Genomic DNA, 23,133 nt, shown 5'->3' with positions numbered 1-23,133 from the left:
GGAAATCTACTTTTTTACAATTTCTTAAGGTACGTAGATGACACCGCTGCTATGGTCTTTACTTGCTCCAGTAACACTTGATAAACAGTTGTTTGTGTTGCGTAATTTTAAAACGCCTAGTAATGCAAATATTAAAGCTTCCTTATTTTCTACAATTTCATCTTCTGGAATAGTGATTTTTACCGCTGTATGTTTCTTTAGAGAATCTATTAAATAAGTGTTGAAAGTACCGCCACCAGTGATTAATAATGTTTTTTTATCTTGTAATTGGTTTGCTATTTGAATTGCAACGTGTTCTGTGAATGTAGCTATAGCATCTATGCTTTGAATAGAGTCTAGGATCTTAAAAATGTGTTCATTCACCCATTCCATGCCTAGGGATTTAGGGGCGACTTCTTGATAAAATGCTAGTTGATTTAATAATTTTAATTGAGGTGTTTGAATTTTTCCCGCTTTCGCGAAAGCGCCACCTGCATCATACTCTTTACCTAATTTTAGGGAATAGTGATTGAGAACAACATTTACAGGGCATATGTCATAAGCGATTCTTTGCGTGTGTTTTTCAAAACTCAGGTTTGCAAATCCGCCTAGGTTAAGACAGTAGTCGTAATTTCCAAATAATAAACGATCGCCTATGGGTACTAATGGTGCTCCCTGCCCATGTAATTCTACATCTTGTACTCTAAAATCGCATACCACGCGTTCTTTAATAATTTTAGCTAGATGAGGAAGATTACCTATTTGTAGCGTATATTTTTCTTGTGGTTTATGAAAAATGGTATGACCGTGAGAACAAACGGCTACTATTTCTTTGATTTGATTATTAGTGATAAAGGTATTTATTGTGTTACCTAAATACTCAGTGTATTCTTCATTTAGTTCTTTTATTGCCGCAGGATCAAAGTGAATAGCCTCGGCTAGTTTTTGTTTCATCGATGGCGTGTAGGCTATAGTTTCTGCACTGTGAATTTGAAAGCTCCAGACATCTTTGCGTACTAATGTAATGTGTGCGATGTCTATGCCGTCTAGGGAAGTTCCGGACATTACTCCTAAAACGTTATAGTACTGATGATTCATAAGTTAAAGGTGTTGAAAATGGTGTAGAATAACATTAGATTTGCAAAACGGAAAAATAACTAAAAAAATACAAGAATAAATGGATTTTGGCCTAACAGAAGAGCATCTAATGATAAGAGATGCTGCAAGAGATTTTGCAAGAACAGAGCTTTTACCTGGAGTTATAGAAAGAGATAATCTTCAAAGATTTCCTGCTGAGCAGGTTAAGAAAATGGGTGAGCTAGGTTTTCTAGGTATGATGGCTTCTCCTAAGTATGGTGGTGGTGGTATGGATACTATTTCTTATGTACTAGTGATGGAAGAGCTTTCTAAAATAGACGCAAGTGCATCAGTAATCGTTTCTGTAAATAATTCATTAGTATGTTGGGGTCTTGATACATATGGTACAGAGGCTCAAAAGGAAAAATATCTAACTAAGCTTACTACTGGAGAATCTATAGGTGCTTTTTGTTTATCTGAGCCAGAAGCTGGTAGTGATGCTACATCTCAAAAGACTACAGCTATAGATAAAGGTGACCATTATGTACTTAATGGAACTAAAAACTGGATTACTAATGGTAATAGCGCAGATTTTTACCTTGTGATCGCGCAAACCGATAAAGAGAAAAAACATAAAGGTATCAACGCTTTTATAGTAGAAAAAGGTTGGGACGGTTTTGAAGTAGGTGCAAAAGAAGATAAGTTAGGAATACGTGGTAGTGATACTCATTCTTTAATTTTCAATGATGTTAAAGTGCCTAAAGAAAATAGAATAGGTAAAGATGGTTTTGGATTTAAATTTGCCATGAAAACTCTTTCTGGTGGTCGTATTGGTATTGCTGCACAGGCATTAGGTATCGCGTCTGGTGCTTATGAGCTAGCTAGAGATTATTCTAAGGTGAGAAAAGCATTTGGTACTGAGATCTGTAATCACCAAGCTATTGCTTTTAAACTAGCAGATATGCACACTAATATTACTGCTGCTCGTCATCTAGTTATGCAAAGTGCTTGGGATAAAGATCAAGGTCGTAATTATGATATGAGTGGTGCTATGGCAAAACTTTTTGCTTCACAAACTGCAATGGACGTGTCTGTAGAAGCGGTGCAAGTGCATGGAGGTAATGGTTTTGTTAAAGAATATCACGTAGAACGTTTAATGAGAGATGCAAAAATTACTCAGATTTATGAAGGTACTAGCGAGATTCAAAAAATAGTAATCTCTAGAGGATTACTTAAAGACTAATATTCTTAAAAGAATATAATTTAAAGAGCTGTAATTTTTACAGCTCTTTTTTTTATGTATTTTATTTAAATAATGTAGTTTTACAATCTATGAAAATATTAGTAACAGGAGGTTTAGGTTATATAGGTTCTCATGTGGTGGTGGAGCTACAAGAACAAGGTTATGAGGTTGTAATTATAGATAACTTATCTAACACTTCTATTGATGTTCTAGATAATATAAAATCCATTACTAATATTGAGCCGGCGTTTGAAAATGTAGACGTAAGAGACAAAGATGGTCTGTCTAAGTTTTTTAATCAGTATCCAGATATATCCGGAATTATTCATTTTGCCGCTTCAAAAGCGGTAGGCGAGAGCGTGAATAATCCATTATTGTACTATGAGAATAATATTAACGCATTAGTTTATCTATTACAAAATGTTCAGGATAAAGAAATGAGTATTATATTTAGTTCTTCTTGTACTGTTTATGGTCAGGCAGACGTGTTGCCAGTTACTGAAAATGCACCTATAAAACCTGCGGAATCTCCATATGGTAATACAAAGCAAGTAGGGGAAGAGATAATTAAGGACACATGTAAAGTAAAACCTAACCTTAAAGCGATTGCATTAAGGTATTTTAACCCTATAGGTGCTCATGAAAGTGCAAAAATAGGCGAGTTGCCACTAGGAGTACCTCAAAACCTAGTTCCATATATAACTCAAACCGCTATAGGTTTAAGAGAACAACTTTCTGTTTATGGAGATGATTACCCAACTAGAGATGGTACAGCTATAAGAGATTATATTCATGTAGTGGATCTAGCTAAAGCTCATGTAGCGGCTCTATCCAGACTGTTAGAAAAGAAAGCTGATGAAAACTTTGAAGTATTTAACGTAGGTACAGGAACTGGGTCAACTGTGTTAGAAGTTATTGCTGCTTTTGAAAAAGCTAGTGGACAAAAATTAAATTATAAAATAGTAGGCCGCCGTGCAGGAGATGTGGTAGAGGCTTATGCTCAAACTGATAAAGTAAGAAATATTCTGGGTTGGGAATCAAAATATAGTCTGGAAGAAGCATTAGGTAGTTCTTGGGTTTGGGAAAAAAGAGTGAGGAATAAATAAATAATATTTATATTTTAAAAGCAGCCGATTCATTACTTATGAGTCGGCTTTTTTATGGTTACACTTTCTCCATCCTGATTAAAGTATTGATAGACGCCACTATTACTCGTCTCTTTAATTATTATGTAACTAGATGCATCTCTAGTGGTTTGAGGTTGGGACTGGCCCGATAGGTAAGTGAATAGTTCTGGAAATAAGTTGATAGAACTGGTTATTCGTTCTTGATAAGGGGCAAACGATTCAGGTGCTTTAACTGCTAGCAAAGAATTAAATATACTTTTCTTTAATTCTAAATTATTAGTAATTTCCTGATAAGCCTTCTCGGTATATTTAAAGCCGGCAAACCCTCCATGATCTGCTGCAATTATAATTATTCCATCCTTGTCATGAGTTGTAATTAAATTTATAAGCTTATTTACCTCTGTGTTGATATCAGGTATTTTTTCTAAATAAATCTCAGTTTCTTTTTCAATTCCTAAACTAAATGTTTTGCTGTGACTAATATGACTAGGGCTCAATATCTCTATAAAGAAAAATTGCGGTGCTGTACTTTGGTTATCGTTCAACCTATTTTTGAAGTCAAAATAATAATCAATATTATTATGAAATACGGGAAAAAAGGAAATGTCTTCCATTTCTATGTTTGTATAATCATAGAACACATCAGGTCTATTATATAATAAGTAGTTACTCTGTAGAATAGCATTTGTCTCGTATCCATTATTTTTAAAAGTTCTCAAGACTGGATTTGCTCCCATGATTTTGTCTCTGGCATTAAATAGCTCGTTCTTTGCCTTGCCTTGGTTAAAATAATGATGTTGTGCGTTAAATAGTGTACTGTTAGATGATAGTGTAGAGGGATAGTTACTGCGGTAATTATGATTAAAATTAAAGTTGTAGGTTTCTAGATTATCATAAAATTGATCATTTGGGTAATTGTATAGCTGTCCAGTCATCGTGGGTTTACCTACATAACCATCTGGTTGAATAAGATATATATTAGGTTTTTTTTGAAAAGTGAATTTTTCAAAATCTTCTGGTGTAGACCATTCTTGAAGACTGTATACAGATTGATAATAATAATTGCCAAATTGTAATACTGCTGGAATAATCATAAGACCTAAAAGTAGTACGCCTATTTTATAGAATTTAGATAAGTATTTAGAAGTAGCTATGGTTATTATAAATACTAGAATAAGAGGTTTCCATCTCCACCTCATAAAAACAAATAAGGATAGAATGATAGCAAGGTTAATGATTAAAAAACAATAGTATAAATGTTTTCGGTCTATACAGACTTTCTTTTTGAATACCAAGTCCAATAAAACTAGAGCTGTAGATGGGGCAACTATAAAATAAATTAAGAAGGCTATAAACTGCTCCCATGAATTAATTAAAGTAAAGTTGTTTTGGTATAAATATAACAGAGAATAGATGCCTGGTAAAACAGCTACGGTCCACCAGTAATGATGGTCGTTTTTCAAATATTCTAAAATTTTGGCTTTCATATTTTAATTGGAATATTCGTTTTCTTCTTAATATAGTTTAAGGATGGAGTAGGAAGTAAAGTGAATATGGTTAGGAATCAAATATAAATAAATAGCTTTTAAGTGTGGATTATGATATCTATTCAGTTGATTTTATTGAATAGAAAAAGCCGATTCATTTAAATGAATCGGCTTTTGATGAATTTCTAAATGTAAACTAATTACTTAGGATCAAGTATCATGTTAATTCTTTCTACTAAATCTTGTAGGTGAATTTTAGATAACTTATCACTAGTACGACTAGCTGCACGAGTAGCATCTCTTTTAAGAGTAACTAACTCTGCACGTACGATAGGTCTAATATCGCTTTGTTCTACATCTACTCTTGTACCACCAAAACGGCTTCTAGGAGCTTCATTAGTCATGATAAACTCAAGTCTTTCTACATAAGCACGTTGTAGGTTACGACGGTAACGATCAATAGTTTGACCTTTAGGTAGTTCTTTGAAGAGACCTTTTCTTAATTCAGTCATCATATCAAGTAAACCATATGCATTGCTACCGTTAACTTCTTCATTTTCCATAAGTCTAGCCATACGGCCAAAGTCAAGAACACTATTAAGTGTGCGTACTTGCATACCACGTATTCTCTCTATACCACCAGCAGATTCTATTTTATTGAAAATATTTTGATCGATTAACCACTCTGGTGTATCAAATAATTGAGTGTGTAAGAAAGCCATTGCACGTTGTTGTTTGTCCTTTGAAGCATGCTCATAAACAGCACCTTCTTGGCCATAAGCTTTGTAAGTTTCTTTAACTCCACCTATGTTTCCAGTAACGTGACCCATATAACGGTTAAATTGTCCTACAAGTTGACCATACATACCTTCTAACTCGTCAAAGTTCTCACCTTCTTCACCTGTCCATTTACCTAAGTTAGGAACAATACGTTTTAAGTTTTTAATACCGTATTCACTAGCACGCATAGAGTCATCCCCTAAATCTTCAGTTTGTGAAGTATGGTCTACCACACCAAATTGCTGACGACCAAATCTGTAAACTGGATCTCCAGCCTTTTCAAGAATCCAGCTATCAAGTGTTTTCTTTTCTTCAATTGCAGTTTTATCAGGTATAGGCATGTAACCCCATTTGATAGAGTATTTATCATAAGGACCTACTTCTGGCATAAGAGCTACATCTCCATCTTCTGGCTGTGCGATATAATTAAAACGAGCATAATCCATAATAGATGGTGCAGTACCGAATTCTTTAGTAAAAGCAGGGTCTCTTAATTTTTCTACAGGGTAAGCAATAGAACTACCCATGTTATGAGGTAAACCTAGTGTGTGACCTACTTCATGAGAACTTACAAAACGTATTAAACGTCCCATAACCTCGTCATCAAAGTTATTCATACGTGCATCTGGATTAATTGCAGCCGTTTGTATAAAGAACCAGTTGTGTAATAAAGTCATTACATTGTGGTACCAATTGATGTCGCTTTCTAGAATCTCTCCAGATCTTGGGTCACTTACGTGAGGTCCATTTGCATTAGGAATAGGAGATGCTAAGTATCTTACCGTTGAGAATCTAACATCTTCAGGACTCCATTCTGGGTCTTCTTCTTTGGTAGGTGCATCTTTTGCTATGATAGCTTCTTTAAAACCAGCAGCTTCAAAAGCAACTTGCCAGTCTTCAATACCTTGCTTGATATATTTTCTCCATTGAACAGGTGTTGCAGGATCGATATAATAAACGATTTGCTTTTTAGGTACTACTAATTCACCAGCCTTAAATTTAGCCATGTCCTCATCTCTTACCTCAAGTCTCCATCGGTCTAGGTAGGTAACTGTTTTTGTTTTCTGATCATTAAGACCGTAATCTTGTTGGCCTCTAGCAAACCATCCTACACGCTGGTCAAAGTAACGTCTCTTCATAGGTACTTTAGGTAAAAGTATCATAGAGTTACTTAATTCTAATGATATAGATTGCACACTTCTGTTAGAAGGTGGTGCGCTAGAAAAGTATGTTTTTACGTGTCTAGTTTCTATATTTTGTGGATAAGAACGTAGGGTGTCTATGTATGATCTCGTAGCGTCGACTCTACTTACTTTGTATCTTGTTCTAGCTCTTTGTGGAAAACCTATAGCCTTAACATCCTTAGTAAAGAAGTCTGTTACGTCTATTACTGTGTTGTTAGTAACACTGTCTTTCTTTATAGCTTTAATAGGGAAAGAGTAAAGAATAGGTTCAAAATTTGAGTTTTCTACTGCAATACTTACCGGTAAAGAGTCTGCTGCAACTACTTGATGAGATACAACTCTTAGAAGTACGTCTTTATTTTTCTTTTGCCATCTTAAGGTTTGGGTATTTTGTTTACCACCTCCGAAACCTAAGCCTGAAGCAGTTTTTGCAATACGAGTTACCATTAACATCTCTCTATTAAAAAGGCTGTCAGGTATTTCATAGAACCACTTTTCACCTACTTGATGCACGGTAAATAAACCTTCATCACTTTTGGCTTTTTTAGTGATTACCTTTGAGTAAGGTTGTATGTCACCTTTTTTAGGTTTCTTAGCTGCTGCGCTTGTCTTAGGCGCTGTTTTCTTTTTCCCTTGGAAAACAGAACAGCTTGTTGTCATGAAGACTGCTAGTAGCAGCATCATCAACATTTTAATTTTGCTCATTGATTTTGTTTTTTTATTGATGCCTAAATATATTGTCATAAACCTCAATATTTCTTAACAAGACGTTAACGCGATATAGGAATTTCTGTTAAAGTTAATTTTTGTAAATGAATTCTTACGTATTCCGCTTTCGCGAAAGCGAGATTAAAACAAAAAAACTCGATAATTAAATTATCGAGTTTCTAGTAAGGAGATTCAAAATAGCGATCTCTATTTTTTTAATGTAAGTTCATTTTTAGATTAAGCAACAAGGGTGTTTTGTTAACTCACTAATTTTTTTTTTTGATAAAATTCTTACTTTGAACTCATTTTATTATTTAAGACTAGTTAAATAAATACATCGTTCGTTTCTGATCGTTAGGTAGGCCTATTATATTATTAGCATAATCTTCTTGGTAGATCATGTCGCCTTTTTTAATATAGCCTTGTGCATAAGGGACACATGTTGCCCATGATCCTGATGGTTTGCACTTAGAGACATCGTCTATTTTTACTACTGTATGGTTTTCTACGGTGATAAAAATGTATTTAAAATCTGTAGCTTTTTTTAAAGCTTCTCCAAAGTTTTCTTTTGAAATATCGATTTTTTCTGCTGCGGTGTCATCGGCAAGTTTTTGAAAATTTTCAATAGAGTTCCCTTTTTCAGATCGAGCAAACGACTTTATATCTTTTAAAAAATCAGTAACGCTGCCACTAGCGACTATTGCATTGCTTTTTGTAGCTGAGGTTACTGTGTTACTATCTGCGTGTTGGTCAGTAGAAGTGGCTGCGGTGTTTTCATTTGCAGGAGGTAGGCTAGTGGTGATTTCTTTATCTTCTTTACAGCTTACTAATAAAGTTAGTAGAAAAAGAATACTTAAATATTTCATAGTTCGGTTTTATGATTAACGGTTTTTGGGATTCTATATTTTATATAGCCCAATGTACGTGAGTTAATTAAAATATAAAAGCCATCTCTTAAGAGATGGCTTTTATTTAAAATAAGGTTAAGAAAAATAATTTACATCATTCCGCCCATTCCTCCTGGCATACCAGCAGGCATACCGCCACCAGCGTTATCTTCCTTAATTTCTATAAGTGCACACTCTGTAGTAAGTATCATTCCAGAAACAGATGCTGCATTTTCTAATGCAACACGCGTTACTTTTTTAGGATCGATAATTCCTTCTTTAAGCATGTCTACATATTTATCGTTTTTGGCATCATAACCATTAGATCCTTTAGTTTCTAATACTTTTGATACGACAACACTTCCTTCACCACCAGCATTTTCTACGATAGTTCTTAGAGGTGCTTCTATAGCACGAGCTACGATAGAGATTCCTGTTTCTTCGTCTGCATTGTTAGCTTTAACTTTAGAAAGAACAGATTTTGCACGTACTAGAGCAACACCACCACCGGCTACAATACCTTCTTCTACAGCTGCACGAGTTGCATGAAGTGCGTCATCTACACGGTCCTTCTTTTCTTTCATTTCTACTTCACTTGCAGCACCTACATAAAGTACAGCAACACCACCTGCAAGTTTTGCTAGACGTTCTTGAAGTTTTTCTTTATCATAGTCAGATGTAGTATTCTCAATTTGAGATTTGATCTGTCCTACTCTAGATTTAATATCGGCATTATTACCAGCACCGTTAACTAGAGTTGTGTTATCTTTATTGATATCTGCTTTTTCACAAGTACCTAGCATTTCTAGAGTTGTGTTTTCTAAAGTAAATCCTCTTTCTTCAGATATTACAGTACCGCCAGTAAGAATAGCAATGTCTTCTAACATAGCTTTTCTTCTATCTCCAAAACCTGGTGCTTTAACAGCAGCAATTTTTAAAGAACCTCTTAATTTGTTTACTACTAATGTGGCAAGAGCTTCTCCATCTACATCTTCAGCAATAATAAGGAGAGGTTTACCAGTCTGAGCAACTGGTTCTAGAACTGGCATTAATTCTTTCATGGTAGAGATCTTCTTGTCGAATAACAAGATGTATGGATTCTCCAGTTCGGTAGTCATCTTTTCAGAATTAGTTACGAAGTATGGAGATAGATATCCACGATCGAACTGCATTCCTTCTACTACGTCCACGTAAGTCTCGGTTCCTTTAGCTTCTTCTACGGTGATAACACCTTCTTTACCTACTTTTCCAAAAGCCTTAGCGATAAGATCACCTACTACCTCGTCATTATTTGCAGATATAGATGCTACTTGCTTAATCATCTCGCTAGAGTCACCTACCTTTTTAGCTTGCTTTTCAAGATCTTTTACGATAGATTCAACAGCTTTGTCGATACCGCGTTTTAAATCCATAGGATTTGCTCCAGCAGCTACATTTTTAAGACCTTCTTTTACGATAGCTTGTGCAAGTACAGTAGCAGTTGTAGTACCATCACCTGCAAGGTCATTAGTTCTAGAAGCAACTTCTTTTACCATTTGCGCACCCATGTTTTCCAGCTCGTTTTCTAGCTCGATTTCTTTGGCAACACTTACCCCATCTTTTGTTACTACAGGAGCACCAAATGATTTACCTATAATTACATTACGACCTTTAGGGCCTAATGTTACTTTTACTGCATTAGCAAGTGCGTCAACTCCACGTTTGATTCCGTCTCTTGCTTCTATATCAAATTTTATGTCTTTAGCCATTTCTTTAATTTTTTAAAATTTACTGTTTTGAACAGTTGTTTTTTTAATCGTTAAAATTATTGATGTTGTTCTCGCTTTCGCGAAAGCGGATCATTTTATTAAACTATCGCTAGAATATCATCCTCTCGCATGATAAGGTAATCGCTACCGTCTAATTTTAATTCTGTACCACTGTATTTACCATAAAGAACGGTATCACCCACTTTTACAGTCATGTCGTGATCTTTTTTTCCATTTCCTACAGCAACTACTTTACCTTGTTGAGGTTTTTCTTTTGCTGTATCAGGAATATATAAACCAGAAGCTGTTTTTTGCTCTGCAGCAGTTGGTTCTATAACTACTCTGTCTGATAAAGGTTGAATATTTAATGCCATTTTAAAAAATGTTTATTTGATTATTAATGATGTTGGGAGTTCCATAAATATGCCAATTTATTTTCACTGACAAAACTTCTGTAAACAAAAATATCCAGCCTTGTGGGCTGGATATTTTGTCAGTTTATGATGTAGTGATTTACTATTTACTGTCAGTATCTGTACCTTCAGTAGTGTTAGTAGCATCGCTAGGTATATTGTTAGTTGTGCTTTCTACAGCTGTAGGATCTGTTACCTGGATAGAGCTTACAGACTTACCTTGAATTAAAGATGTACTAGCAAGAAGTATAAGGACAAGAAGTGCAGTAGAAAGTATCCATGTACTTTTATCTAAAAAATCACCTGTTTTCTTTACACCACCTAATTGTTGTGTGCCGCCACCACCAAAGCTAGAAGATAAACCACCTCCTTTAGGGTTTTGTACCATGATAACTACTATTAGTAAAAATGCTACTAAAACGATGAGTGCTAAAAAAATATAAAATGTTGTCATTATGTGTTGTTACTTTGTAAATTCTTAATTTCTTGAATTTGGTCTGCAAATAAACCACTTTTTTCTGGATGTTGCAATACTAAAATCTCATAAGCCTTCAAGGCTTTGGAATAGTTTTTTTGTGCAAGGTAAACTTTAGCAAGAGTTTCAGTCATAAATTGACTCGGATCTTGATATTGATTTGCTACATTAATCGAGGGACTGGGCGATTTACGAGGCTTTATCTTTGGTTTTTCGGCAAGAAATTGATCAATGCGAGCCATCTTTCTAGCGCGATCATCTTCTTCCTGAATTATTTCTGAAGATATTAAATTTTCATTTATTTCTTCTTCTTTTTTTGAAGTAACCTGCTTTTCATCTTCAATTTGCGTTGTTCTATCAATAGGTTGAAGACTGGTTAATTGCAACCACTGAGAGAAACTATAGGTTTCATTTTTGTTAAACTCTAATGGCTCATCTGCTATAGAGGTGCTTTTCTTTTTTTCAAAAAGATCTATATCTGTTACTTGCGTGAAATCAGTGCTGGCATTAAAGTCTTCTTCTATAGGTTTTTGAATAGCAAGTACTTCAGGAGTAGTTGATAATGTATTTTCAACATTTTCGTTTTCCTTTTCTTCTTCTCGAAGTTGCTTTATTTGTTCACTAACTTTATTCTGTATAAATGAATCTGACGTGATGAAGTCAAATAATACGGATCTGTCTGTAGTGTGTGAGGCTGTCCTTTGTAATTCTTTATTATATAAAGGACTGCTTTCATTTTTTAGTCCTTTAAGATAAATGCTGCGAGCCGCCTGGAAATATGGGAACTTTATAAGTGTCTCTTGTAGCAAGGCTATATGATCTACAGTGACCTGGTCAGGTTGTGCAAGTACATTATTTATGTGATTTACATCTACCATTTAGCTAGTGTGTCGTTTACAATATCTTGTGTGATTTGCTCATAGATTACCTCTAGGGCTGTTTCTAGAGCAGCGCCTTGTAATTGCACATTTGCGCTGTAGTCATAGAAAAAACTGTATTTCTTTTCAAAACTCTCTTCGTCTCTCTTAGTGTCTGTAAATCGTACATTTATCTCTATAGTTAATCGGTTTTGAGAGGCTGTACTATTTGCGGTAGCAGTCATAGGAGCGATGTAGTATCTAGTAATTTCTCCTTGATATATGTAATCGCCATTTTTAGTAACTAGATTTAAAGATGATTGATCTTGAATAAGTTCTTCTAATTTTATTTTAAAATCTCTTTCTATACCTGGTTCTACTAAGGTTGCCTGATAACCGAAGTAATCTACTTGATAGGTCTTAATGTCTGCCGGTATGGTTACTCCACTTAAACTATAAAGCCCACAAGAACTTAAGCTTAAAAAAGCGAGTCCAATAATTAAAAAGCGTAGATTCTTAAAGATCATATTGTTTTATTTTACGGTATAGAGTGCGCTCTGAGATCCCTAGATCGTCTGCAGCGGCTTTTCTTTTACCTTTATGTCTGTCTAACGATTTTTTAATCAGTTCTATTTCCTTATCGGCTAGAGAAAGTGATTCTTCTTCTTCTATTTCTTGTGCAAAGTCATAACGGTCACTACTAGGTTGTACAGGTTCTACATAGTGATTATCTATGTTTGCTTTTTGAACAGGCGCTATGTGTTCTTCTTGTGTGTAGTCGTATGCGTTATCTATAACGTCTTCATAATCCTGCTCATTTTCTTTATGGTTCCCATAAATACGTTTAATTAAACCAGGATTCTCTTCTCTTACATCTTTTGCGTTACCTTTTTCCATCAACTCATTGGTGAGTTTTTTGAGATCGTTCAAGTCATTTTTCATGTCAAATAAGACTTTGTACAAGATCTCACGCTCGTTTGCAAACTCACTATCGGTTTTTTTCTTCTCACCTATAACAGCAGGTAAGTTTTTACCAGCGTCTGGTAAGTAATTGTGTAAAGTTGCGGCGGTTATATTTCTTTCTTTTTCTAGAACACTTATTTGCTCTGCAATGTTGCGCAACTGTCTTATGTTACCACTCCATCTATAATTGGTAAGCATGGAGATAGCATTTTCATCTAGACGCAAAGTGGGCATCTTGTACTTCATTGCAAAATCACTTGCAAATTTTCTGAAAAGCAAATGAATATCTCCCTTGCGTTCTCTTAATGGCGGTAAGTCTATTTCTACAGTGCTTAGTCTGTAGTAAAGGTCTTCTCTAAATTTTCCTTTTTCAATCGCATCATACATTCTTACGTTAGTGGCTGCAACTATGCGTACATCAGTTTTTTGTGTGGTAGAAGATCCTACTTTAAGAAACTCACCATTTTCTAATACACGTAATAAACGTACTTGTGTAGGTAGCGGTAATTCTCCTACTTCGTCCAGGAATATGGTTCCGCCGTCTGCTACCTCAAAATATCCAGATCTAGTAGAAGTGGCACCTGTAAAAGCACCTTTTTCATGACCAAATAATTCTGAGTCTATGGTTCCCTCTGGGATTGCACCACAGTTTACAGCGATATATTTTGCATGTTTCCTAAAAGATTGTGAGTGTATGATTTTGGGTATACTTTCTTTACCGACTCCACTCTCTCCAGTAACAAGTACAGAAATATCTGTAGGAGCGACCTGTAATGACTTTTCTATCGCTCTATTAAAGCCGGGATCATTACCTATTAATTCAAAACGCTGTTTTACTGATTGTACACTTTCCATATTATACGGTGTCGTAAGTTAATGGTCCTTTCATGTCGCTATACCCTATAGCTTTTCCTTTAAGAGTAGCGCTTGTACAGTCTGTAATTTCTACCATAACATATTCACCTACTTTGTAATCTTCTTTATCAAAAATAGCAACGTAGTTTTGGGTATTTCTTCCAGCCCAGTGTCGATCAGATTTTTTAGATTCCTTTTCAATGAGGCATTCTACTGTTTTACCTACAAAGTATTGTGCTCTTTCATGACCAGTTCTTCTTTGTACGGCTATAATCTCACTAAGTCTCCTGCTTTTTACTTCTTCAGGTACATCGTCTTCTAGTTTACGAGCTGCCATTGTTCCTGGTCGCTCAGAATAAGAAAACATGAATCCATAATCATACTTTACATATTCCATAAGACTTAAAGTGTCTTGATGGTCTTCTTCTGTTTCTGTTGGGAAACCAGTGATCATATCTTGAGAGACCGCACATTCTGGTATAATAGCGTGTACACGATCTATTAGATTCATGTATTCTTCACGAGTGTGTAGTCTGTTCATTTCTTTTAAGATACGATTGCTGCCAGACTGTACAGGCAGGTGTATGTAATTACATATGTTTCTATGGGCTGCAATAGCATGTAAAACATCATCACTGATATCTTGTGGATTACTTGTAGAAAAACGTATTCTTAAGTCTGGATGTGCGTTTGCTACTTTGTGTAATAATTGAGCAAAATCTACCGCAGTGGCCTTTGCCATTTTACTAGCTTTCTTAAAATCTTTTTTAAGACCACCACCGTACCACAAGAAAGAATCTACATTCTGTCCTAATAAAGTGATTTCTTTAAAACCCTTATTCCATAAATCATTTACCTCTTCTAGAATAGAATGTGGGTCACGACTGCGTTCACGACCACGAGTAAATGGTACTACACAAAACGTGCACATGTTATCACAACCTCTGGTAATAGATACAAAAGCAGTTACTCCATTTGAATTTAATCTTACCGGCGCGATGTCTCCATAAGTCTCTTCTTTAGATAGAAGTACATTTACAGCATCTCTTCCTTCATCTATTTCTGCAACGAGATTAGGTAGGTCTTTATAAGCATCTGGTCCTACGACCATATCTACTATTTTTTCTTCTTCAAGAAACTTAGATTTCAACCTTTCGGCCATGCAGCCTAGAACACCTACTTTCATGTTAGGGTTCTTACGTTCCTTAACACGGTTATATTTTTCTAATCTTTTACGTACAGTTTGTTCGGCTTTGTCTCTAATAGAACAGGTGTTAACTAATACTAGATCAGCTTCCTCCATGTTGTTAGTAGTGTTGAATCCTTCTTTTGCAAGAATAGAAGCAACTATCTCACTATCAGAAAAATTCATCTGACATCCGTAACTTTCTATATAGAGTTTGCGTGTGTTGGTGGCATTGTGTTCTAACACGACAGCAGTCCCTTGCTTATCTTCTTCAATAATCTTTTCCATCAATCGTCATCATTAATATAACGTTGCAAAGATATGTTTTATGACACAATGGCAGCATTAAGTTGGTTAATATTTTTTCAACCTAATTTAAGGCCTCCTTTCATAGAGGTAATAAACAATATAATAAGGACGGTTTTTGATGTGGTTTCGCTTTCGCGAAAGCGGAATTCTAAACGTCTTTTTACACAAAAAAACATTTTTATAGAGTAAAATAATGGTAAGATACAGATATGTGCCTAAGGTTAAACGTCAAGAACTGAACGGTTTAAAATTTCAAGAGTCTTTTTAACTACTTGTTTAACAGATGTTTGTGGAGGTCATAAAAATAACTCATACCTTTGCATTTCAAAAATCATAGTTTAATGGCAAAGAATCTTGTTATTGTAGAGTCGCCGGCTAAGGCGAAAACGATAGAAAAATTTCTAGGTAAAGATTTTAAAGTGGCGTCCAGTTTTGGGCATATTGCAGACTTACCTTCTAAGGAATTAGGTGTAGATGTAGATAAGAATTTTGAGCCTAAATACATAGTGAGTAGTGACAAGAAGGATCTTGTTAGAAAACTCAAAAAAATGGCTGCCGATGCAGAAATGGTCTGGCTAGCAAGTGATGAGGATCGAGAAGGTGAGGCCATTGCCTGGCACCTGGCAGAACAACTGGATCTTAAAGCAGGAAATATTAAGCGTATCGTGTTTAATGCGATTACTAAAAGTGCTGTGCAAAACGCGATTGATAACCCACGTACTATAGATTATGACCTAGTTAATGCGCAACAAGCGCGTCGTATACTAGATCGTATAGTTGGGTATGAAATTTCACCTATTTTATGGCGTAAGGTAAAAGGTGGAGCGAGCGCAGGACGTGTACAGTCGGTAGCTGTGCGTTTAATCGTAGAACGTGAGGATGAAATACTGAACTTTAATTCTGATAATTTTTTCAGAGTCGATGCAGATTTTAATACGGAAGAAGGAGCGTTACTTAAAGCAAAGCTACCTAGCAATTTAAAGTCACTTAAAGAGGCTCAAGATTTTCTTGAGGTAAATAAAGGGGCTAAATTTGAAGTAGCAGACCTTGTTAAAAAGCCGGCTAAAAAATCTCCAGCACCACCATTTACTACTTCTACTTTACAACAAGAAGCATCACGTAAATTGTTTTTTAACGTAAGTCGCACCATGCAACTAGCACAGCGTCTTTATGAGGCTGGTTTAATTACTTATATGAGAACAGATTCTGTTAACTTAAGTAAGGAGGCAAAGCAAGGTGCTGAAGAGGAGATACATAAAGCTTATGGAAGTGAATTCCATAAGGAACGTAATTATAAAGGAAAGTCTAAAGGTGCTCAAGAGGCGCATGAGGCTATACGTCCTACTAATTTTGCTGTCCATAGTTCTGGAGCAGATCGCGACCAGATACGTCTGTATGAATTGATCTGGAAAAGAGCAATTGCAAGTCAGATGAGTGATGCAAAATTAGAACGAACTAATGTTACTATATCTGCAGATAAGCATGAGAAGAATTTTACTGCTAGTGGTGAGATTGTAAAGTTTGAAGGTTTCTTAAAAGTATATTTAGAAAGTACGGATGATGAAGATCTTGAGCAGCAAGGATTATTACCAGATCTTAAAATAGGGCAATCGTTACTAAATAAAAGAATTACGGCTACAGAGAGGTTTACTAGACCACCTTACAGGTATACTGAAGCGTCTCTAGTTAAACAGTTAGAAGAATTAGGTATAGGACGTCCATCTACATATGCGCCTACTATTACCACTATTCAAAATAGAAAATATATAGAAAAAGGACAGTCAGAAGGTCTAGAGCGTGATTATGTTCAACTTACTTTAAGTAAAGATAAGGTGGCAGAGAAAAAGCTTACTGAAAAGACTGGGTCTGATAAAAATAAAATGATTCCTACCGATGTTGGTAGAGTTGTGAACAGCTTTTTAGTAGAACACTTTGGTAGTATTTTAGATTATAATTTCACAGCAAATGTGGAAGAGTCTTTTGATAATATCGCCGAAGGTAAGGAGGAATGGACCGACATGATGGGGCATTTTTATAAGAGTTTTCATCCTACGGTACAAGATGTTGCTGAAAATGCAGAGCGTGAAGTGGGAGAACGTGTATTAGGAGTCCATCCAGAAAGTGGTAAGCCTATTAGTGTGCGTTTAGGAAGATTCGGTGCTATGGCGCAAATAGGTACAGTAGAAGATGAAGAGAAACCTGAGTTTGCTAGTTTGTTACCTACTCAACACCTGAATACGATTACTCTAGAAGAGGTAATGGAGTTGTTTAAATTGCCTAGAACTGTAGGTGAGTATAATGGTTATCCAGTAGAGGTGAATCAAGGGCGTTTTGGTCCCTATGTGAAATTTAATGAAAAGACCTTTGTAAGTCTAGAGAAGGATGATGACCCTATGACTCTTACATTTGAGCGTGCTGCAGAGTTGATTCAGATGAAAGAAAAAGCAGATGCTCCTATTTATAGTTATGACGAGCAGCCTGTGACTAAAGGTGTTGGTCGTTTTGGTCCGTATATTAAATGGGCAGGCATGTTTATTTCTGTAAACAAGAAATATGATTTTGATAATCTTTCTAATGACGATATTGAAACCTTGATAAAGGACAAGATTCAGAAAGAGAAGGATAAGCTTATCGTAGACTGGGAAGAAGAGGGAATACGAATTGAGAAGGCTAGATGGGGTAGGCATAATGTTATTAAAGGAAAGATTAAGGTTGAGCTTTCTAAGGATATCGATCCGTTGAAAATAACATTAGAAAAAGCTCAAGAGCTTATCGCAAAAAAGGCTCCTAAGAAAAAAGCAGCGGCTAAAAAGAAGGCGCCTGCAAAAAAGAAAACCGTTGCTAAGAAAAAAACACCGGTTAAAAAGAAAACAACAAAGAAATAAGTAAATGGCTTTAGAGTTTCTAAAACCTCTCAACGATACCGTTGTTACACATGCCGAATTGCAACCTAGTCAGACTATAGCAAAAACTATAAGGTTGCATACTGTACAAGATGGCTTGCCTAGTTTAAAAGGTGTGCAGTTAGTTCTTATAGGCGTATTAGAAAATCGTAGAGATTCTAATGCACTTTTTCAAGTGGAAAGCCTGGACCATGTGCGTGAGAAATTATATGAACTATATCCTGGTAACTGGAGTAGTGCGCTAGCAGATCTTGGAGATGTTCACGCTGGAGATAGTGTTGAAGACACGTATTATGTAGTTCGACAAATTACGGAGTTTTTCTTAAGAGAAGGTATTATTCCTATATTCTTAGGAGGTAGTCAGGATTTAATGTATCCTATATATCGTGCTTTTGACGAATTTCAACACATGATAAACGTGGTGAACGTAGATTGCAGATTTGATTTAGGTGATATTGAGCTACCTATTACTTCTCGCAGTTATGTAGGTAAAATGATTGCGTTAGAACCTTACAATTTATTTAATTATAGCAATCTAGGTTTTCAGACTTATTTTAACTCACAAGATGAGATAGATCTTTTAGATAGGATGTATTTTGATGCAATACGATTGGGGCACTTGGATAATGATATTACGTTAGCTGAACCTGTTATTAGAGATGCAGATATTGTTGGGGTAGATATGAGTGTGGTGAGAGCTGGAGATCTTTCTTACAAAAAAGCAAACCCAAACGGACTTGATGGAAAGCAAGTATGCAGTTTGTCGAGATATGCAGGGATAAGTGATCGGCTTAAAGTTTTTGGAGTTTTTGAGATTAATAGCGAGAGAAATTCTGGAGCTCAACTTGCAGCAGAGATGATTTGGTACTTCATCGAAGGATTCAATTATCGAAGTTTTGAGTATCCTGTCGATATCTCAAATGGATGTATGATCTATAAAGTACCTATTGATGACGAAATTCTTACCTTTTACAAATCTAATGATAGTGGACGCTGGTGGATTGAATTACCATTTATTTCAAATGTTAATAATAAACTAAAACAAAATACGTTATTACCATGCGATCGACGAGATTATGAGATGGCATGTGATCAAATTCTTCCTGATAGATGGTTGAAAGCGAGACGTAAGAATGAAATATAGAGAAGTAATCTTTTCTTATATTAATTTATTGATAAAAAAAAGTTGTGGAATCGAAATCTTTTAGATAGGTTTACGGCCTTAATTCATAAAGAAAACTTAAAATACCCTTATGAAAAAGTTATTTGTCCTTTTAGCAGTAGTAGCACTGTTTGCAAGTTGTGGAAAAGGAGACCGAGGAATGGTTACAGGAGAGCGTGGAAAGAAATGGCATCCAGAAAAACCTTATGGTATGACGTTAGTGCCTGGTGGTGCATTTATTATGGGTAAATCCGATGATGATATTGCGGCAACTCGTAACGCGCCTACTAAGACCGTTACAGTTCCTTCCTATTATATGGATGAAACTGAAATTACTAATGCAGAATATCGTCAGTTCGTTTACTGGACAAGAGATTCTTTATTCAGAACTAATCTTGCGATTATGGCTGATGAGAATGGAGCTCTTCCTGGAGATGATGGAATCGGTGAGTTTGCATTTCTTGACTCTGAAGGGGTTGAAGGAGAGGAGTTAACGCCTTGGGAGCAATATGTTCAAGATAACTATGTAGGGTTAGGTCCTACAGGTTATGAAGGTCGTAAATTGAATCATGATATTGATTTAATTTGGGATACGGAAGATATGCCGGATGAATTCTATGCAGAAGTTTATGATAATATGATCATACCTTTTGAAGAAGCTTATAACGGAGAGCGTACTATTGATACAGAGAAAATTATCTTTACTTATACGAGTCTTGATGTGAATGCGGCGGCTAGAAACCGTGATGAGTCTAAGTCAAGAAAAGATTTTATCGAGCAGGTTCCTGTAAAAATCTATCCTGATACAACTGTATGGATTCGTGACTTTAACTATAGTTATAATGAGCCTATGCATAATGATTATTTCTATCATGAAGCATATAGTGATTACCCTGTAGTAGGTGTTAACTGGAATCAGGCTAAAGCTTTTTGTCAGTGGAGAACATTGTATCACAATGCTTACCGTAAGCAAAGAAATGTAGAGCGTGTAAATGAATACCGTCTTCCTACTGAGGCAGAATGGGAGTATGCTGCTCGTGGTGGTTTAGAAGGAGCGACTTATCCTTGGGGTGGTCCTTATGCAAAGAATGATAGAGGTTGTTTCTTAGCTAACTTTAAACCTTTAAGAGGTGATTATGCTGCTGATCAAGCTTTGTATACTGTAGAGGCTGATGCATATGAGCCTAATGAGTATAATCTTTATAACATGGCAGGTAACGTTTCAGAATGGGTAAACTCTTCTTATGAAGCTGGTGCATATGAGCATATGTCTTCTATGAGTCCTGTAGTGAATGATGCGAGTAATAAGCGTAAAGGTGTACGTGGTGGATCTTGGAAAGATGTTTCTTATTTCCTTCAAGTTGGTACACGTGATTATGAATATCAAGATAGCGCAAGAAGTTATATAGGTTTCCGTACGGTACAATCGTACATGGGTACTGATGTTACTCTTAACGCTGCAACTAACTAGATTTTCAATCAAGTAAATAATAACTTAACTTAACTTAATTTAAAAAACTTAACACAATGGCACAGTCTAAAACAACAAAGAAAATATTTAACATGGCTTACGGTATCGGAGCCTCTGTAGTAATTGTTGGAGCATTATTTAAAATCCTTCACTGGGATTTCGGATACGGTTTTTCTGGAAACAACCTTCTTATGATCGGTTTGATCACTGAAGCAGTTATTTTCTTTATCTCTGCATTTGAACCAGTAGAAGATGAATTAGACTGGTCTCTAGTATACCCAGAATTAGCTGGTGGACAATTAGCTAATAAAAAAGCCGTTAAAAAAGAAGAGCCTAAAGATGCTCAAGGATTATTATCTCAAAAGTTAGATGCTATGCTTAAAGAAGCTAAGCTTGATGGTGAGTTGATGTCTAGTTTAGGTAACAGTATCCGTTCTTTTGAAGGTGCTGCTAAAGGAATTGCTCCAACTGCTGAAGCAATGTCTTCTACTAAAAAATATTCTGAAGAAATGGCTCTTGCTGCTGCTCAAATGGAATCTTTAAACAGCCTTTATAAAGTTCAAGTTGAAAGCTCTTCTCGTCAAGCGCAAGCTAATGAAGCTATTGCAGAAAATGCAACAAAACTTCAAGAGCAAATGGCAGGTCTTACTAATAACTTGTCTTCTCTTAACGGAGTTTATGGTAACATGTTAGGAGCTATGAAAGCTTAATTAGTTTATTGTTAAAACTATTATTAAAAATAACTAATTAGAATATTATGGCAGGAGGAAAACAGTCCCCAAGACAGAAGATGGTAAACCTGATGTATCTGGTTTTTATCTCAATGTTAGCATTAAACATGAGTAAAGAGGTGCTTAATGCATTCGGTTTACTTAATGTAAATATAGAAGAGAGTAATGTTGCTGCAACTGCAAAGAATAATGCAGCTATGGCAGGATTAGCAGAGCTAGCTGGTGAGCAACCTGAGAAGTATGCACCGCTTAAAGTTAAAGGTGAGCAAGTAGAAAAAATTTCTAACGATTATTATTCTTATCTAGAAGCTCTTAAAGGTGAAATGGAAGGTAGTGTTGAAGATGCAACTGACTATGCAACTATGGATAAAGGAGATTTTCTTGACGTAAAATTCCTTAAAGGAGGTGTTATTACTGAAGATGGTCAAGAGTTTTTATCTAAAATGGATACTTACCGTAAGGATATGCAAGCAATCGTTCCTGAGAATAAGGAAATTCAAACGGCATTAGGTGCTAAATTTACTCCTAGTGATGTAGAAAACGGTGAAGGTGTAACAATGTCTTATTTAGACTATAACTATAAAGGTTATCCTATCATTGCTTCTATTGCTAAGGTTACTTTATTACAAAGTCAAGTTAAAACAACACAAGCTGAAGTTCTTAGTTCTTTACTTGCTGGACAGATGAAGAAAGAAGTTAGTATGGATAATTATACTACTCTTATGGAATCTCCTAAGTCAGCTTACTATAATGGTGAAACTTTTGATGGTCAAATCGTATTGGGTCGTAAAGACGCAACTTTAAAGCCTAAAAGAGTAGAGCTTAAATTAGACGGTAATACACTTAGTGAAAATCAATATACTATCGAGTCTGGTAGGATTAGTCTTAAAGTTGGAGCAGGGTCTGCAGGTGATCATAAGATTACTGGTGCACTTTATTTTGACGAGGATGGTGAGGAAAAAGAAGTTGTTGTAGATCAATCTTTCGCAACTATTCCTAAGCCTAATTCAGCAACTATTGCTGCAGATAAGATGAATGTTGTTTACCGTGGTGTGGCTAACCCAATGACTATCTCTTTTGCAGGTATTTCTGGAAATAGCGTTAATGCTTCTGCACCTGGTTTAACTAAGAAGAGCGGTAATAGTTATATGATGAGTCCTGGTTCAGGTAAAACTGTTAAAATTAATGTAACAGGAACTCTGCCTGATGGAGCTAAGGTTTCAGATTCAAAAGAATTTCGTATTAAGAATTTACCTCGTCCTACAGGTATGATAAGTAAGTCTTATGAAAATGTGAGTAAGACACGTTCTAACCTTGGTATTTCTACGGTTTCTGCTGAGTTTTTAGACTTTGATTTTGACTTAAAACCTCGTGTTACAGGTTTCTTATTTAAAGTTCCTGGACAGCCTTCTGTGCCTGTTTCTGGTACTAAGTTAAATTCATCTGCTAAGAATACTTTGAAGAAAGCACGTAAGGGAGATATTGTTCAGATTACTAAAATCAAGGCGTCATTGCCTGGTGTTAATGTGAAGAGTGTTTCTGACATCGCTATCGAAATTACAGATTAATAAAAATTTAAATTCAAATT

At 35.7% G+C, this 23,133-nt stretch carries 18 protein-coding genes; 7 read left to right on the top strand and 11 right to left on the bottom strand.

Annotated features, from left to right (window positions below):
• Positions 1–24: 24 nt before the first annotated feature.
• Positions 25–1,077 (bottom strand): anhydro-N-acetylmuramic acid kinase, encoded by a 1,053-nt coding sequence (locus LY01_RS10490; protein ID WP_104515801.1) that lies wholly within the window; start codon positions 1,075–1,077, stop codon positions 25–27.
• Between the two features lie 79 nt (positions 1,078–1,156).
• Here LY01_RS10490 and LY01_RS10485 point away from each other — a divergent pair, with 79 nt between their 5' ends.
• Together LY01_RS10485 and galE are read left to right on the top strand one after the other, a co-directional pair.
• Positions 1,157–2,299, top strand: a complete 1,143-nt coding sequence (locus tag LY01_RS10485; protein WP_104515800.1) for an acyl-CoA dehydrogenase — start codon at positions 1,157–1,159, stop codon at positions 2,297–2,299.
• Between the two features lie 89 nt (positions 2,300–2,388).
• A complete protein-coding gene (galE, locus tag LY01_RS10480; RefSeq protein WP_104515799.1) occupies positions 2,389–3,405 on the top strand; it encodes a UDP-glucose 4-epimerase GalE in 1,017 nt (338 codons plus the stop codon).
• Between the two features lie 32 nt (positions 3,406–3,437).
• Here the strand turns inward: galE and LY01_RS10475 are convergent, their stop codons facing one another.
• The 10 genes from LY01_RS10475 to miaB all read right to left on the bottom strand — a co-directional run bounded on the left by LY01_RS10475 (position 3,438) and on the right by miaB (position 15,257).
• Positions 3,438–4,913, bottom strand: a complete 1,476-nt coding sequence (locus LY01_RS10475; protein ID WP_146080413.1) for an alkaline phosphatase family protein — start codon at positions 4,911–4,913, stop codon at positions 3,438–3,440.
• Between the two features lie 200 nt (positions 4,914–5,113).
• Complete coding sequence (locus LY01_RS10470; protein WP_170034603.1) at positions 5,114–7,582, bottom strand: zinc-dependent metalloprotease; 2,469 nt, start codon at positions 7,580–7,582, stop codon at positions 5,114–5,116.
• A 323-nt stretch (positions 7,583–7,905) separates the two neighbouring features.
• Positions 7,906–8,451 (bottom strand): hypothetical protein, encoded by a 546-nt coding sequence (locus LY01_RS10465; protein WP_104515797.1) that lies wholly within the window; start codon positions 8,449–8,451, stop codon positions 7,906–7,908.
• A gap of 131 nt (positions 8,452–8,582) precedes the next feature.
• A complete protein-coding gene (groL, locus tag LY01_RS10460) occupies positions 8,583–10,220 on the bottom strand; it encodes a chaperonin GroEL (protein ID WP_104515796.1) in 1,638 nt (545 codons plus the stop codon).
• A gap of 98 nt (positions 10,221–10,318) precedes the next feature.
• Positions 10,319–10,594: a co-chaperone GroES gene (locus LY01_RS10455; protein WP_104515795.1), complete on the bottom strand. Its 276-nt coding sequence runs from the start codon at positions 10,592–10,594 to the stop codon at positions 10,319–10,321.
• Positions 10,595–10,736: 142 nt separating this feature from the next.
• Positions 10,737–11,087 (bottom strand): preprotein translocase subunit SecG, encoded by a 351-nt coding sequence (secG, locus tag LY01_RS10450; protein ID WP_104515794.1) that lies wholly within the window; start codon positions 11,085–11,087, stop codon positions 10,737–10,739.
• On the bottom strand, positions 11,087–11,986 hold the full coding sequence (locus LY01_RS10445; protein ID WP_104515793.1) for a hypothetical protein: 900 nt from the start codon (positions 11,984–11,986) through the stop codon (positions 11,087–11,089). The genes secG and LY01_RS10445 overlap by 1 nt, the downstream gene beginning before the upstream one ends.
• Positions 11,980–12,492 carry an LPS assembly lipoprotein LptE gene (gene lptE / locus LY01_RS10440; RefSeq protein WP_104515792.1) on the bottom strand — a complete coding sequence of 171 codons (513 nt, stop codon included), beginning with the start codon at positions 12,490–12,492 and terminating at the stop codon, positions 11,980–11,982. The genes LY01_RS10445 and lptE overlap by 7 nt, the downstream gene beginning before the upstream one ends.
• Positions 12,482–13,783, bottom strand: a complete 1,302-nt coding sequence (locus tag LY01_RS10435; protein ID WP_104515791.1) for a sigma 54-interacting transcriptional regulator — start codon at positions 13,781–13,783, stop codon at positions 12,482–12,484. Before LY01_RS10435 ends, lptE begins: the two co-directional genes overlap by 11 nt.
• A 1-nt stretch (position 13,784) precedes the next feature.
• Positions 13,785–15,257, bottom strand: a complete 1,473-nt coding sequence (miaB, locus tag LY01_RS10430) for a tRNA (N6-isopentenyl adenosine(37)-C2)-methylthiotransferase MiaB (RefSeq protein ID WP_104515790.1) — start codon at positions 15,255–15,257, stop codon at positions 13,785–13,787.
• 362 nt (positions 15,258–15,619) lie between these two features.
• On the opposite strand from miaB, the gene topA reads away from it, so the two are divergent.
• The 5 genes from topA to porM all read left to right on the top strand — a co-directional run bounded on the left by topA (position 15,620) and on the right by porM (position 23,113).
• A complete protein-coding gene (gene topA, locus LY01_RS10425) occupies positions 15,620–18,163 on the top strand; it encodes a type I DNA topoisomerase (protein WP_104515789.1) in 2,544 nt (847 codons plus the stop codon).
• Between the two features lie 4 nt (positions 18,164–18,167).
• Entirely contained in the window at positions 18,168–19,325 is a 1,158-nt protein-coding gene (locus LY01_RS10420; RefSeq protein ID WP_104515788.1) for a formimidoylglutamase, read from the top strand.
• 109 nt (positions 19,326–19,434) lie between these two features.
• Positions 19,435–20,814: a T9SS ring complex lipoprotein PorK/GldK gene (porK, locus tag LY01_RS10415; protein ID WP_104515787.1), complete on the top strand. Its 1,380-nt coding sequence runs from the start codon at positions 19,435–19,437 to the stop codon at positions 20,812–20,814.
• Positions 20,815–20,870: 56 nt separating this feature from the next.
• Positions 20,871–21,524, top strand: coding sequence for a type IX secretion system motor protein PorL/GldL (gene porL, locus LY01_RS10410; RefSeq protein WP_104515786.1), 654 nt, complete (start codon positions 20,871–20,873; stop codon positions 21,522–21,524).
• 47 nt (positions 21,525–21,571) lie between these two features.
• Entirely contained in the window at positions 21,572–23,113 is a 1,542-nt protein-coding gene (gene porM, locus LY01_RS10405) for a type IX secretion system motor protein PorM/GldM (protein ID WP_104515785.1), read from the top strand.
• Positions 23,114–23,133 lie beyond the last annotated feature (20 nt).

The sequence above is a fragment of the Nonlabens xylanidelens genome, assembly GCF_002934445.1.
GTDB lineage: Bacteria > Bacteroidota > Bacteroidia > Flavobacteriales > Flavobacteriaceae > Nonlabens > Nonlabens xylanidelens.
The sequence above is the reverse complement of the archived record's forward strand: the minus strand, read 5'-3'. Positions and strand labels throughout refer to the sequence as shown.

Coding starts and splice junctions, on each gene's coding strand:
- LY01_RS10490 (WP_104515801.1), bottom strand. CDS start 1,077: ATGAATCATCAGTACTATAACGTTTTAGGAGTAATGTCCGGAACTTCC.
- LY01_RS10485 (WP_104515800.1), top strand. CDS start 1,157: ATGGATTTTGGCCTAACAGAAGAGCATCTAATGATAAGAGATGCTGCA.
- galE (WP_104515799.1), top strand. CDS start 2,389: ATGAAAATATTAGTAACAGGAGGTTTAGGTTATATAGGTTCTCATGTG.
- LY01_RS10475 (WP_146080413.1), bottom strand. CDS start 4,913: ATGAAAGCCAAAATTTTAGAATATTTGAAAAACGACCATCATTACTGG.
- LY01_RS10470 (WP_170034603.1), bottom strand. CDS start 7,582: ATGAGCAAAATTAAAATGTTGATGATGCTGCTACTAGCAGTCTTCATG.
- LY01_RS10465 (WP_104515797.1), bottom strand. CDS start 8,451: ATGAAATATTTAAGTATTCTTTTTCTACTAACTTTATTAGTAAGCTGT.
- groL (WP_104515796.1), bottom strand. CDS start 10,220: ATGGCTAAAGACATAAAATTTGATATAGAAGCAAGAGACGGAATCAAA.
- LY01_RS10455 (WP_104515795.1), bottom strand. CDS start 10,594: ATGGCATTAAATATTCAACCTTTATCAGACAGAGTAGTTATAGAACCA.
- secG (WP_104515794.1), bottom strand. CDS start 11,087: ATGACAACATTTTATATTTTTTTAGCACTCATCGTTTTAGTAGCATTT.
- LY01_RS10445 (WP_104515793.1), bottom strand. CDS start 11,986: ATGGTAGATGTAAATCACATAAATAATGTACTTGCACAACCTGACCAG.
- lptE (WP_104515792.1), bottom strand. CDS start 12,492: ATGATCTTTAAGAATCTACGCTTTTTAATTATTGGACTCGCTTTTTTA.
- LY01_RS10435 (WP_104515791.1), bottom strand. CDS start 13,783: ATGGAAAGTGTACAATCAGTAAAACAGCGTTTTGAATTAATAGGTAAT.
- miaB (WP_104515790.1), bottom strand. CDS start 15,257: ATGGAAAAGATTATTGAAGAAGATAAGCAAGGGACTGCTGTCGTGTTA.
- topA (WP_104515789.1), top strand. CDS start 15,620: ATGGCAAAGAATCTTGTTATTGTAGAGTCGCCGGCTAAGGCGAAAACG.
- LY01_RS10420 (WP_104515788.1), top strand. CDS start 18,168: ATGGCTTTAGAGTTTCTAAAACCTCTCAACGATACCGTTGTTACACAT.
- porK (WP_104515787.1), top strand. CDS start 19,435: ATGAAAAAGTTATTTGTCCTTTTAGCAGTAGTAGCACTGTTTGCAAGT.
- porL (WP_104515786.1), top strand. CDS start 20,871: ATGGCACAGTCTAAAACAACAAAGAAAATATTTAACATGGCTTACGGT.
- porM (WP_104515785.1), top strand. CDS start 21,572: ATGGCAGGAGGAAAACAGTCCCCAAGACAGAAGATGGTAAACCTGATG.